General features: G+C 34.5%; 12 protein-coding genes and 2 pseudogenes. 8 read left to right on the top strand and 6 right to left on the bottom strand.

Annotated features, from left to right (window positions below):
- Positions 1 to 20 precede the first annotated feature (20 nt).
- Positions 21 to 632, top strand: a complete 612-nt coding sequence (locus FTT85_RS17035; RefSeq protein ID WP_015060246.1) for a recombinase family protein — start codon at positions 21 to 23, stop codon at positions 630 to 632.
- 189 nt (positions 633 to 821) lie between these two features.
- On the opposite strand, the gene FTT85_RS17030 is transcribed toward FTT85_RS17035, so the two are convergent.
- From FTT85_RS17030 to mobQ, 5 genes are all read right to left on the bottom strand, one after another.
- A complete protein-coding gene (locus FTT85_RS17030; protein WP_000155092.1) occupies positions 822 to 1,706 on the bottom strand; it encodes an Mph(E) family macrolide 2'-phosphotransferase in 885 nt (294 codons plus the stop codon).
- A gap of 55 nt (positions 1,707 to 1,761) precedes the next feature.
- A complete protein-coding gene (gene msr(E), locus FTT85_RS17025) occupies positions 1,762 to 3,237 on the bottom strand; it encodes an ABC-F type ribosomal protection protein Msr(E) (RefSeq protein ID WP_000052512.1) in 1,476 nt (491 codons plus the stop codon).
- A 597-nt stretch (positions 3,238 to 3,834) separates the two neighbouring features.
- Complete coding sequence (locus FTT85_RS17020) at positions 3,835 to 4,122, bottom strand: hypothetical protein (RefSeq protein WP_004728627.1); 288 nt, start codon at positions 4,120 to 4,122, stop codon at positions 3,835 to 3,837.
- The gene (locus tag FTT85_RS17015) at positions 4,119 to 5,069 is read right to left on the bottom strand and encodes a replication initiation protein (protein ID WP_004728629.1); all 951 of its coding nucleotides are present in this window, start codon (positions 5,067 to 5,069) and stop codon (positions 4,119 to 4,121) included. The genes FTT85_RS17020 and FTT85_RS17015 overlap by 4 nt, the downstream gene beginning before the upstream one ends.
- Positions 5,070 to 5,751: 682 nt before the next feature.
- Positions 5,752 to 7,404: a MobQ family relaxase gene (mobQ, locus tag FTT85_RS17010; RefSeq protein WP_018680086.1), complete on the bottom strand. Its 1,653-nt coding sequence runs from the start codon at positions 7,402 to 7,404 to the stop codon at positions 5,752 to 5,754.
- A gap of 211 nt (positions 7,405 to 7,615) precedes the next feature.
- Here mobQ and FTT85_RS17005 point away from each other — a divergent pair, with 211 nt between their 5' ends.
- Positions 7,616 to 7,918 (top strand): hypothetical protein, encoded by a 303-nt coding sequence (locus tag FTT85_RS17005; protein ID WP_018680087.1) that lies wholly within the window; start codon positions 7,616 to 7,618, stop codon positions 7,916 to 7,918.
- An 84-nt stretch (positions 7,919 to 8,002) separates the two neighbouring features.
- On the opposite strand, the gene FTT85_RS17000 is transcribed toward FTT85_RS17005, so the two are convergent.
- Positions 8,003 to 8,992 (bottom strand): Abi family protein, encoded by a 990-nt coding sequence (locus tag FTT85_RS17000; protein ID WP_018680088.1) that lies wholly within the window; start codon positions 8,990 to 8,992, stop codon positions 8,003 to 8,005.
- 208 nt (positions 8,993 to 9,200) lie between these two features.
- Between FTT85_RS17000 and FTT85_RS16995 the strand changes: the two genes are divergently transcribed.
- The 6 genes and pseudogenes from FTT85_RS16995 to FTT85_RS16975 all read left to right on the top strand — a co-directional run.
- Positions 9,201 to 9,446, top strand: a complete 246-nt coding sequence (locus tag FTT85_RS16995; RefSeq protein WP_018680089.1) for a hypothetical protein — start codon at positions 9,201 to 9,203, stop codon at positions 9,444 to 9,446.
- Between the two features lie 86 nt (positions 9,447 to 9,532).
- Positions 9,533 to 10,030, top strand: a complete 498-nt coding sequence (locus FTT85_RS16990; protein WP_018680090.1) for a YfbU family protein — start codon at positions 9,533 to 9,535, stop codon at positions 10,028 to 10,030.
- Positions 10,031 to 10,249: 219 nt separating this feature from the next.
- Positions 10,250 to 10,660: pseudogene (locus tag FTT85_RS18805) on the top strand (hypothetical protein); the annotation flags it as partial.
- A 30-nt stretch (positions 10,661 to 10,690) separates the two neighbouring features.
- Entirely contained in the window at positions 10,691 to 10,984 is a 294-nt protein-coding gene (locus FTT85_RS18800; RefSeq protein ID WP_227505690.1) for a hypothetical protein, read from the top strand.
- Positions 10,984 to 11,442, top strand: coding sequence for a hypothetical protein (locus FTT85_RS16980; protein ID WP_005804943.1), 459 nt, complete (start codon positions 10,984 to 10,986; stop codon positions 11,440 to 11,442). Before FTT85_RS18800 ends, FTT85_RS16980 begins: the two co-directional genes overlap by 1 nt.
- Positions 11,443 to 11,642: 200 nt before the next feature.
- A pseudogene (locus FTT85_RS16975) lies at positions 11,643 to 11,739 on the top strand (resolvase); the annotation flags it as partial.

Raw genomic sequence — 11,739 nt, 5'->3', positions numbered from 1 at the left:
TCTAATAGAATTAAGATTAAATGATAGAAATGAATACACGTATTTATCTACGAGCTTCAACTAAAGATCAAGATGCAGAAAGGGCTTTGCAGATTCTTCAGGATCTAAACCAAAACTTGAATTTGGGTGAAACCATTGTGTACGTGGAAAACTATAGTGGTACGAAGTTAGACCGACCTGAATTGAATAAGCTACTGTCAGAAGCAAATCAAGGTGACACATTGTTAGTTGAAAGTATTGACCGCTTATCACGCCTAACCCAACGAGATTTTCAAGAGCTGAAGCGCAGGATCCAGGAGAAGGGACTTCGTTTAGTCGTAGCAGATCTTCCTACTACCTACCAAATGATTCAAACCAGTGACAGCATTACTCATTCAATCTTGGAACTCATCAACAATATGTTGATTGATCTTCTGGCAACAATGGCCCGCCTAGACAATGAGAAACGTATAGAACGTATTAAGCAGGGCCTGGCACGTTCGGGTTACAAACCAACAGGCAAGAAGGCAAATGAGGCTAAACATAAACGAATAAAAGAATTGCTAGTAGTTGGCAATATGACTAAGGAAGAAATTGCCAAAGCAGTGAATTGTGGAGTTGCAACTGTCTATCGAGTTGCTAAAGTTATCTAAAAGAGGCTTATCTCAACGCGCCCCCAATGGGGCACCGCTGCATTCAGGTTACTTCACATAAGAAATTTTATGTTAAATGATTGTTAGAAATGCCCCTTGATCGAGGCATTTTCTATAAAGAATACTAAAAACTAATTAAAGCCAACCAAGTTTCAAAACAAGGCAGTTCTCAGCAATCATATTTTTAAATTATATAACTCCCAACTGAGCTTTTGCTCCAACGATAAGGCTTTCATTTTGAGTTTCTAAGGCAAATAAACCATACATCAAAGGAGAGGCCGCTGCTCTTTCTAAAGTCTGTTCATATAGTTTATTCCAAACTTTACCCCCTAGTTTTTCATACTCGATGATTAGAGTTTTGAGGCTTTCTTCTCCAAACAAAGTTACATGCCCAGCAAAATCAATCGCTGGGTCATCTATATGGGCTGTTGACCAATCAATAACGCCTGAAACAGCTCCATCCTTTGAAGCTAGTACATGCCCAGCATATAAATCGCCATGTATAAATTGGGTGAAATCTGCCCATAGAACATCATTATCCAACCATTTTCTGTAGCGGGTTTCCAATTGCTCACTTATACCAATTTCAGATTTTACTAACTGCAAATTGTTTGCTATTTCAGGTCTTAAATCTGAAGGTTTCATAATTTTCAAATCATTTTCCCGAACTTCTTTTTCAGGAATACTATGGATTTCAAATAAGGTTTTTGCCAAAGATGTTATGTATTTCGGGCTATCTTTGTCCATATTCCAAATTATTTCATAGGTTTCAGCATCCAAATTTAAAACAGGATTATCTTTAAGTATGGGATAAGCCACTAATTCTGTAGATGAAATTCTCCAATCAGGAACCTCTACAGAAAGATGTTTTTTTACCAATTCTAAAATGCGTTTTTCTTTCTTGATTTGTTCCCTCATGCCATCACGACGAGGAATACGCAGCAACCATTGTTGCCCCTTTGTATCAAGAGCAAAAACGACCTTAAAATCAATGCCCATTTCATTGAAATTCATTTTGTCCGTAAGCAACAAGCCGTGTGCTTCAGCAAGTGATTGAATATCTTGAATTGTCATTTTTAATTTCCTTTAAAGAGTTCAATAATTAATGTTCGGATTAGATTGGCTATCATTAACAATCTCTCTCAAAAGTCTTGATGATTTTGTGGTCTTTGATCTCGTAGATAATGTCAGCAATATTATCGACCAATTGCTTGTCATGAGATACGAAGATAATAGTTCCTGCATAGGACTTCATCATTGTTTCTAATGCGGCAATACTTTTTAGGTCAAGATAGTTTCCTGGTTCATCCATAAGCAAAATATTATATTTTCCTAAAAGCATTTTGGATAAAAGCAGTTTGATGATTTCACCTCCCGATAAGTCGGATAAGTTTTTTTGAATATCATTCGCTCCGATCCCCATTGAAGCCAATACTGCACGAATTTCCGCAACTGTGTACTCGCACTCTTCCTGCATAAAGGAGAGCACAGATTTATGCGTGTTAAATTTATATCCTGTTTGTGTAAAGTAGCCAATTTCAGCTTTTGGAGATATGGTTAATCCATCAGCACGTTCTGATATCATTTTTAACAAGGACGTTTTCCCTGTTCCATTCGATCCAGTTATAGCGACTTTAGCGCCAAGCGGTATTATAAAGTTAGCGTCATCAAAGATAGTACGGCTACCAAATTTTAAGCTCAGACCATCTGCCGTAATCGGGAACTTATTGTGCAGTTCTAGGGCTGAACTTTGACGAAAACGAATAGAACGCAAATGCTCTGGTGCTTGAATATCTTCTAATGCAGCCAAACGCTTTTCCATACTCTTAGCTGCCTGATACAGTTTTCTTTGCTTGGTGCCAGTCATTTTTGCATGCCCAAGTCGTCCAGCACTTTCGGTAGAGTTTTTGGATTTTTCTCCTTTTTTCTTATTGTCTAATCGATTAGCTTGCTGGCGTTTTTCTTGCACAGCAGATTCTAATCGCTCCCGTTCCTTCATCATCAGCTCATATTCTACGGCTTGGTGTTGTCGCTCTTCTTCTTTTTGACGCAAGTAATCCGAGTAACCACCCCAATATTCCGTAATTTTACCGTCTTTTAACTCCCATATCTTGTCTACAACCATATCAAGAAAATATCGGTCATGACTGATAACAAGTAATGCTCCATCAAATGCTTTAAGTTGACCAATAAGTAGATCTATTCCATTGAGATCAAGGTGGCTGGTTGGTTCATCCGCTAGAATGCCATGTACTTGTTGGGAAAATGCGGCAGCAATTTTTGCACGAGTTTCCTCTCCGCCACTCATTGTGTCGTTTTGTACATTGGAAACACCAAGGCGAGATAACATTGCCCGGTCTTCGACCGTTTCTATTTCGATTCCGCCCAGTTGGCTGATATGTGCAAAATCACCAAAACGCTGTAATGTCGCTTCGGCTAAAACAATTTCGCCATTAAGTACTTTGAGTAAACTACTCTTTCCTGCTCCGTTATCACCCACAAGACCAATACGGTCATAAGAGTGAATTTCCAATTCATCAATATCCAAAACATCACGCCCAGCATAATCCAAGCGTATGTTTCTCGCTTTAATAATTAAACTCATTTTTATTTACTCCTGTTTAGCTCTTGAAATTTTTTATGCAGCAAACAGGATTTAGGTGAAAACAAAAGCTAGCATCACAGTGTCCTCCCAAAAAAAAAGCTATTCATCCACAGGGTGGACAAATAGCTAGTCAATTAAGTTATAACTGGAAACTATGCACTAAAAGCATACTTATAAATTAAGCATACTTTTACTTTATATATCCGCATATATTCTTAAAGACACAACAAAAGCCCACCATTATAAAATAGTGTCACTATGCAAATAGTTGTGTCTTAACGAATGCGGATAGAATGCATAAACTTACCTAAAAAATAAAATTCAGTTTTATGATAACTTTACTGTTAAAAGAAGTCTAGACAACCTTGTTTTATGCTTGGATATAAGGCTTATTTTAAAATAATAGTAGTGAAGATTTTCTAAAATTAACATAATACACCTTATACGAAATACTGTTTTTTATTCGATATAAATCATAAACTTATACTAAGACGTTCCAGGGTTCAGCGCACTGGAACGGCTTTTTTGTGACTATTCACGTTCCACGCCTATTCTTTGATCAATGTTTCACGGTTTTAATTAAATAAACTGAATAATTCAATCTGCACGATTTAAGCGATTATCTTGAATAAGATCATCCAATTTATCTTCTAAATCTTCAATCTTATATTTGAGCGATAAAATAGAATTTTTTAAACGCTCATTTTCAGGAGCATCAGGATTTTTTAATTGATTAAAAATTTCTAATAATTCGTTGCGATTAGTGCTTAACCTTTCAATGTCACTTTCAATAGCCATTCTTGGTGTCCACAGAGCAAGTAAACTTTGCTCATAGTCTTTGAGTTCTTGATGGCTCATTGCATCTAATTCAGCTCTAGTTTTCATGGTTTAAAATCCGTCTTGCTATGAAGAGCTTTAAAAATCCGCTTTGCTGTTTCCTCTCTTACACTTTTCGGATCTCGTAAGATGCCACTAATCCAAAGGGCAAAACTAGGATAGTCCTGGAAGTTACTTAGGTCTGATAGCTCAGAAAGTTTAGATAAAATAGCACTGTACTTGTTAATTTGAGCATCAGACAGGTTGCAGAATATATCTATTGTTTTTGGATCTCGCTCAGGAGCTATTAATTTTGGCTTAGATTTTTCTTTCACAGTGAACTTAAAGCCGACAACAGAACGTCCTTTTTTAACTGGACTATAGTCAACTGTTACATCGGTAAATTCATTAATTTCATCTAATGAGCTCTTCAAAACTCTTCGTTTTAAGTTCCTCAAATCTCTATAAGATTCTGGTAAACCAAACTCTGTAAACATTTCATCTAGCGTTAATTCAAAGCCATTTTTTGCCTGATTTTTTTTCGCTAAATGGTAAAAGTCTATTGAGTAGTCTTTTTTTAATTTTAGAACTACATCTTTTTTATAACGAGTGTATGGATTGTATTTATCTAAAATTTTCAACATCACCAAAACAATAGATGTAAACCTTAAAGATATCCCTGCATCTTCATAAGTAGCATCAATTACCCAGTTAGAGTAGACCTTTTTCCCCCTATCATTAACGTATGAAAAGGACCGATCTACTAGTTTTTTTGACGCATTTTCAATTTGTTTATAAGCAGAATTGACTTTGATACCACAGTCATCAGCAAATTGTTGAGCAGATATTAAGATTTGATCTTGTTCACTTGCATCGATATTTCTAGCAATCGGAGAAGCCATAATTAAAATTCTTTTTTCATCTACAGACATGCTTTTAAAGCATTCAGTAACTTTGTTTTGAATAGCCATTGTTGTTACTGGATAAGATTTATCATAACTATTTTCTTTATTCATTCAGATATCAAACCTTATAAAAAATGAACATGATTTTTGTACCCTTATGAGAAAACAATGTACACCAATAAACATAAGGGTACAATAATTTATTTGTACCCTTTATCATGCTATTTGTACCCTTTAATCATGCTATTTGTACCCTTTTAAACGATAAAATCATGCTATTTGTACCCTTTATCATGCTATTTGTACCCTTTTAACGCTTGAAACTATTGCTGCATAAGGTTTTCAGAGGGTCTAAAAGCTTTTAAAAGCTTTTTAAAAGAATAAAAGGGAATTTATTTCCAAAGTGAGTTATTAAAACTGCCCTTGGTACTCGCTAAAGCTCGTACTCTATTGAAGCTCGTTTCACTCGCTTCGTGGGGGCAGTTTTTTGCATATATGATCAAGGATTCAAAAAGCAAAACATGAATAATGCATTCGCTATGCTCATGCTTTTTGACGAGCAAAAGCATCAATACTTCGCTCGTAGACACTCGCTAATCACTGTCCCCAGTAATTCAATAAAAAACGGTTTTTCAGAGGGGGAATAAGCAACCTTTCGTTGTGTCGCTCGTAGACACTCGCTAAAAGGCTCTCATTTGCGTTCTAAGCGATTTTATTTTTATCAACTATAGTTTTACTGTATTTCTATCAAAAGTCGCTAAAACCCCCGTTTTTTTGCGCTTAAATGGGATTGCTAAGGCGTGTAGTCATGGTTATTGTCATTTTCTGGCTTTTTAGGCTCATTTCTCTGCTGTTTTTCTTGTTCTTGGCGTCTTAAAAATGCCAAATGTTCTTGTTGCTCTCGTTCTTGTGCATAGCGTTGTTCTTGTTGCTCTCGTTCTTTACGTAACTGCTGTTCTCTAGATTCACGATCTTTTCGGTCGTTTTCGAGCTGTATTGCTATTTTTTGGGAAAACTCTTGCTGCGCTTCGGTCTCAATTTTTTTTGTAAAAGCCGCATGCAATTCTTGGATTTTTAGATCTTCCATTTCTTCTGCATATAGTCGCTTTTGTTTTTCACCATTTTGAGGACTAAAGTATTTATTTCCATAGTTATCTTCTTCAAATATATAACTATTTATGATCTCCAGTCTTTGATCGCGTACATACTCTTGATACTCAGTTTCTCTGCGTGATATTTCAGAAATTTGATGATCTATATTTGAAATTTGATCATTAAGTTTTCGTTGTTTAACAGTGATGTTCGGTTCGTCAAGTTTTGCAAAAGACTTTTTAGGCTGGAGCAGCTGATTTTCTTCTGTCCATTTATTTAAATGATCAGAATATCTCTCTTTTTTTTCTATTTCACTAAGACCAGAAATATGCTTTTGGATGTCTAGTTGGGTGTTGTGTTGGTCGATCAGGTCATTTATTTGATTGATCCATTTTGTTTTAAAAAATAAAGGCTCTTTTTTGCGTAGTTCTGATATTGCAGAACTCATCGTGTCTAATTTTGTTGTTAATTTTGATAATTCTTCATTTTGGAATTCATAAAGTTTCTGAGAAGTTTTTTCTGAATACTCAGCTTGAGAGTATTGAAACTGAAGCTCACTTCGTACTTTTTGAACAAGATCCTCAGATACTTTGATGTTTTCATCCAGTGCGATGACCTTTTTGATTTTTAAATTACGTAGCTTAATTTCATCATTTTTCAGACTAATTTCTGTAAATATCCCTCGTCTCCGGAGGTATGTCGCTTGAGGACCTTCGTGCTGAGTTGCTTCTAGGTCACTTTCCTGGTCTTCATAACTTCTGTGATCGACACGTTCATCAAATCCATTTTGTTCCAGGTGATGATTGCATAACTCTGCAAATGATTCTCTCCAGTGGCTTACAGTTTCTGTGCCATTGTCACGACTGAAGTCCCTATATTTTTTTGCTGAAAAGCCACCCTGCTCATTAATACTTCGGGTTGTGAACATGATGTGTGCATGGTAGTTGCGTTCATCACTTCCACTGTCTGTATGAGGTGCATGAATAGCAGCATCAACGATGACACCGTATTTTTTAACGAGGTTTCGGCAAAGTTCATTGAGCATATTTTCACGCTGTTCAGCGTTTAACTCACTGGGAAATGCAATCTCAAACTCTCTTGCAAGTAATGCATCTTTTCTACGTTCAACCTTTTCGACTTCATTCCAAAGTGTTTGGCGCTTGAGTAACTCAGTATTTGTATTTTCAGGTGCATAGATTTTTGTAAATTCGACACCAGTTTTTCTTGTGTAGTCTTGTTCTTTTCCATAAAAATCGCATACCAATTTTTCACTTGAACGATATGCAGCACAAGCAACGGCCGATCGTCCATTACCTCTACTAATCGTTTTAACTGAAAAATGATATATCGCCATTTTGCTTTTGCTCTTTATTTCGATTTATCGAAATTACCAACATGTATATGTTGGTCAGGGGATTACAAAGGGGATTTACCCCTTGTCGCACCATTGGATGAAATCCAATGGCTAAGTGCGCCCTTCGGGAAAACCACGATAGCATGGGCTGTCTTGAATTTCAATTCAAACAGACCTATGCTTGAGGGGGATTCCTTGAGATGGTGATGGTATGAGTGTTGAAACTTTAGAGCAAAAAATTGCAAAGCAAGAAGAACGATTAAGACAACTAAAAGCACAAAAACAAGCTATTGCTGCTCGTGAAAAAAAGAAAGTTTCTGATCAGCAACGTAAAGATGATACGAGACGTAAAATTCTACTGGGAGCTTGGGCTTTAAATAAATTAAAAAATGATGAATCGTTTAAACAGCAATTAGCCGATTTTGAGCAATTTTTAAATACGGAAAATAAGACCGAAGAAAATAAGCAGAAAGATAAAGATCTTTTTAATGGATTTATTTGGGATAAGACCTAAATTTCGCATAAGAGATTTTATGTTAAATAATCTCAAAAAATGTAAAGCATATTAATAAAAAAACTGATATTTATCGGGGTTTGGTTATTTCCAAATTGGATGCTTATGCCAGTCCAAGGGGAGTGTTGTAAACTTTGTGATATCTCCTAACGGAAAGTTTTTTTCTAAAAGACAATATATTGAATCTTTCCAATCTTTAGCGTGACCTGTAGGCTCTAGTAATCTAGCAATGACAATAATTAGGGCATACAGCCCACCATTTGTATGGTCAGATATTTGTAGTTCTGTAGCAGCATCAGCAGTAAGTACATCCTTAACTTTTCTATTCCAAAGCCTGCCATGATGAGCACAAACATTACGATATTTATTAATTAAGAATAAATGACTGTTTAAGTTTTCCTTATCTATATGAATGTATGGAGATGGTGAACTTGATGATGTCGTACCAATATTGAAACTATCACTTATTAAATGCTTATGTGATGATTTAAGGTGTTTGTAAATTTTTCTTAAAGTGCCGAAACTCACAATTTCAGTTAGCACCCAAAATGGTAGTTTTGGGTGGTCATCATAAGTATCATTATAAGTATTCTTAAAGTGACTAATAAAGTCTTCGCCTTTAGCACGGGATATTTCAGTGTTGATACCTTTCATCAACCCCTGATAGTCGATACCTTTCAAATTTCTACGTGATCGCATGTAGAACAGTGATTGATCATACATAGCGAATGCATCATTGTTGATACCCGGTATATGGTAGGCGACCTGAGTTCTTAGAAATGTTTCTATATCAGTAATTGCTTCAAAAATTAGTTTACGTAATTGATAGTCGAACTCATAAATTTGTATAACTTCTTCAAAAGTATGACCTGATTCGAATTTACCTAACTTTTTAGTACTATCATTTGGATCTCGTTGTCTGAATAAATGCCAATAAGCACTAAGTCGATAATAGTTGTAACTGATTAAACATTTTTTAGCGTAATTTTCATTATGAATGATCAGTCCATTGACTTTAAGTTTTTCAATTTGTTGATCTAATGTTAGATAGCTTTTGTTGTATGGGATCAACAAGGAACTTTTCTCCAGACGAAAAAAAACCGCTTAGTAGGCAATATATCGATAACTCGATATATATATGTCAAGAATGTTGACAGAGGCGAAGCGGTATCTAATTAATATACTAGATAGCATATACTAAATAGTAAAGCATTTTTTCATATATATTTAATATTTAAAAGATTATTTTTAAAAGTAAGTATCTAATAAGGGGTAAAGTGCCATGAAACATCCAGAAATTAAACCATATGATTGGATAAGGGTAGGTAATCGTAACTGCGTTGTTATGAATATTTATCCTAGTAACTCTCCTTTTGGAGTATGTAAAGTTGTATTCAATCCACAAAAACCTACTACTCATGACGTTGATTGGAATGGTCAACAATGGTTTTTCCCTGAACGTCCTGATTTTGGAGGATATGGTAGAGATGGATGTCCATTTGTTCGAAAGCTAAAACAAGGAATATAAATTAAGTGAAATTAATAGGGATAATACCTTGAAAAATAAAATAATAAATAGATATATAGAGTTCCAATACTTTATAAGATGAACAAATGAAAATTGAATTAACAGATAAAGAGCGTTTATTTCTAGCTAATCAGCATGAAATTTTAGGTCATTTAAATACGGATAATTCGGATTATCACTTTAAGTTAGCTGAACAGCTACGAGATGGTCATGAGTGGCTATACTCTCAAAGTTTTGATTACTTCTCTGAAAACTTACCATCGGAAGATGCTGACCTTGTTTTAGATATCCTACAGGTCTATGAACTAATTGGTGATACTTACAGTCGATTATCTGATAAAAGTGGTATTTCAGATACTCAAGTAAAGTTCCCTGGTTTTGATGGGAATAATGAGCCTGAGTTTATGAGTTTTGTTGATGCTCTGGAAAAAGATAATCGCTATGTTGATGTGATCCAAGCAGGCAACAGAAACTCTCATTCAGCTAAAGTTCATGTATATGAACGAATGATTGCTAAATGGCAAGAGCTTGGTAAGCCTTATACTTTAACTAAGGAACAGCTAATCGATATTTTAGAGGCATAATTAAGAGTTCTTAAAATTAATAGAATACACGTTATGTGAAGTTGAAAATTGAGACTATAGCCTTAATTTTTATGTGTTTTTTAAAATTTAAGACCTAGGCTAATGCCTAGGTTTTTTTTTTATTTCGTATAACCGCCATTATGTTAAATGGAAGCAAACGACCTCCAAGAAAATCGGTATAGTATGAATAGTTATTGAGTAGATAAGAGAATTAAGTTAATGAAATACTCAAAAGAAAAAATAGTAAAAGCCCTATTACTTGCTCCTTTACCACTACTTTTTTTCACAGCATTGCTATTTATCATAATGAATCGTGAATATAGTCTATATTCAATTTTTGTGGTTTTTGCAGGGCATGGTCTTGTTTACTTGGCTTATAGTATTTTGACAGTACCTTTTAGCTTTATGGTCTCAATTCTTTTAAATCGTTATAGTATTCTTAATTTGCTAACTATCTGTATTAGCTCTTTAATTATTGCTATGCCATTTTTTGTTCTTTTTGGATGGAGCCATACAGGAGAAGTTTCGAAAGAATGGTGGAAGATGTATACCGACACTTGGACTATCTTTATGGCTCTAATTCCAGGCTTGTCTTATTGGTTATTTTTAACTGATTTTAAAGTTAAAGAATTATTAAAGAAAAAAATAATATATTTCAATATATTAGCTTTTGTTTTGACTTATTTGTCTTTGTTTCATCAGAAATATACATTGATAGACCGGATAGTTGTAGACAAGCTTGGAAAAGTTGAAGTTATAGGAGGAGGATTTCCATTACAGTTTTTAGTAGATGGTGAAATATCTCCAGGCGGTAGTATAGCGCTAGATCCTTTAAATATTATTATAGGAATAGATCAATTCATTTTTTTATATTTTATTCTTGATTATTTATTTTGGCTTATGTGTCTTTTAGTCGGTTATGCGTTTTTTCGAAAGATAAAAGTGAAATTATAATGTCTAAAATATTTATAAAATTAGGAATTTTACTTGTAGGTCTATGTCTACTTCTAATCATTAATTCATACAAACAGAAATTAAATCATGATAAAGAGATGGCAACACAGACAACAATACTTTTCTTTAATTCACTTGCTAAACATGATCTAGAATCAGCAATCAAATATGTTTGGCCAGATGCGCGATTACATGAAGATTTAAAAAGTTCTGAAAGGTTTCTCTCTTTCAAAGACTCAAAAATTTTAGAAGTAGTAAGGATTAATTATGATTCAGCGGAAAGTAGACCTGAGTATTATCAAGAATTTTATAAAATTATTTCAGTGATGGTAAAAGTTAAAGTCGTCCATATAGATGATGCTGGTAGTCCAGTAGGTGACTATATTTTATTTATTACTCTTGTGAAACAATCTCCTCAATCTGATTGGCTAATTACAGAATTTGGTAGTGGGCCTTAAGATAGTAATTATAGAGAAAAGCTAAAATTAACATAATACACGTTATACGAATTCCCAAGGCATGGCTTTTAGTCATGCTTTTTTTATCAAAAGACTATACCTGAATGATAGCGAGCCAAATCGCATACAATATCTATCATTAGACTTAATGCAATAATTAAATGATAGTATTATCATTAATCTAATAGAATTAAGATTAAATGATAGAAATGAATACACGTATTTATCTACGAGCTTCAACTAAAGATCAAGATGCAGAAAGGGCTTTGCAGATTCTTCAGGATCTAAACCAAAACT

It is taken from the genome of Acinetobacter sp. YH01020 (assembly GCF_013420275.1).
In the GTDB taxonomy this organism is placed as follows: Bacteria; Pseudomonadota; Gammaproteobacteria; order Pseudomonadales; family Moraxellaceae; genus Acinetobacter; species Acinetobacter amyesii.
This window is presented reverse-complemented; position numbering and strand designations above follow the sequence as displayed.

What these genes read in the sequence shown, in the direction of transcription:
- FTT85_RS17035 (WP_015060246.1), top strand. Translation starts at nt 21, where the DNA reads ATGATAGAAATGAATACACGTATTTATCTACGAGCTTCAACTAAAGAT.
- FTT85_RS17030 (WP_000155092.1), bottom strand. Translation starts at nt 1,706, where the DNA reads ATGACAATTCAAGATATTCAATCACTTGCTGAAGCACACGGCTTGTTG.
- FTT85_RS17020 (WP_004728627.1), bottom strand. Translation starts at nt 4,122, where the DNA reads ATGAAAACTAGAGCTGAATTAGATGCAATGAGCCATCAAGAACTCAAA.
- FTT85_RS17015 (WP_004728629.1), bottom strand. Translation starts at nt 5,069, where the DNA reads ATGAATAAAGAAAATAGTTATGATAAATCTTATCCAGTAACAACAATG.
- mobQ (WP_018680086.1), bottom strand. Translation starts at nt 7,404, where the DNA reads ATGGCGATATATCATTTTTCAGTTAAAACGATTAGTAGAGGTAATGGA.
- FTT85_RS17005 (WP_018680087.1), top strand. Translation starts at nt 7,616, where the DNA reads ATGAGTGTTGAAACTTTAGAGCAAAAAATTGCAAAGCAAGAAGAACGA.
- FTT85_RS16995 (WP_018680089.1), top strand. Translation starts at nt 9,201, where the DNA reads ATGAAACATCCAGAAATTAAACCATATGATTGGATAAGGGTAGGTAAT.
- FTT85_RS16990 (WP_018680090.1), top strand. Translation starts at nt 9,533, where the DNA reads ATGAAAATTGAATTAACAGATAAAGAGCGTTTATTTCTAGCTAATCAG.
- FTT85_RS16980 (WP_005804943.1), top strand. Translation starts at nt 10,984, where the DNA reads ATGTCTAAAATATTTATAAAATTAGGAATTTTACTTGTAGGTCTATGT.